Source organism: Polaromonas sp. P3_C2 (assembly GCF_056402675.1).
In genome coordinates this window covers 1-588 of the sequence record NZ_JBFUGX010001236.1, presented here as the reverse complement: position 1 = coordinate 588, position 588 = coordinate 1, and the positions used below count along the sequence as shown (strand labels likewise).

General features: G+C 56.3%; 2 protein-coding genes. Both read left to right on the top strand.

The window, feature by feature from the left end; all coding sequences use genetic code 11:
* A partial coding sequence (locus AC1DWI_RS25820; RefSeq protein WP_477726279.1) for a lyase family protein occupies window positions 1-194 on the top strand: 194 nt, incomplete at its 5' end.
* Between the two features lie 25 nt (window positions 195-219).
* Window positions 220-588: Gfo/Idh/MocA family oxidoreductase (locus AC1DWI_RS25815; RefSeq protein ID WP_477726278.1), on the top strand; the 369-nt coding region annotated here is incomplete at its 3' end.

The following is a 588-nucleotide window of genomic DNA, read 5'->3' as shown; positions in this document are numbered from 1 at the left end:
AGGTACTCTACGAAGCAGCGCAACGGTCCCAATCCGAAGGCGTTCCGTTTATAACAAGCATCAGTGAGCACCCGATGTTTGCAAAGCATGGGCTTCCTGAGGGCCTGGCCCAGGCCCTTGTTGCGAGCAACTATGTGGGCGAATCGGCGGCAATCACGATTGAGACGGTCGAGCGCGTGATGCAACCTCGATAAGCGGTCAACCTAAAAGGGACACCTTGTGCTTAAAACTCTCTCCGTTGGCATCGTCGGTTACGGTTACGCCACCAAAACGTTTCATGCGCCTTTGATAGCTGGAGTCCCGGGGCTCAGACTTGCCGCGATTTCAAGCAGCAATCCTTCCAAGGTGTATGCCGACTGGCCCGACGTGCAGGTCGAGGCAACTGCAGAGCGGATTTTTGCGCGTCCGGACATTGACCTTGTGGTGATACCAACACCCAACGACACACATTTTTCGCTCGCTTGCGCAGGGCTGGCCGCGGGCAAGCATGTGGTGGTCGACAAACCCTTTACGGTAACGTTGGACGAAGCGCGGCAATTGCAGGCAAAAGCACAAGCCGCTGGGCGCTTGCTTTCGGTCTTCCACAAC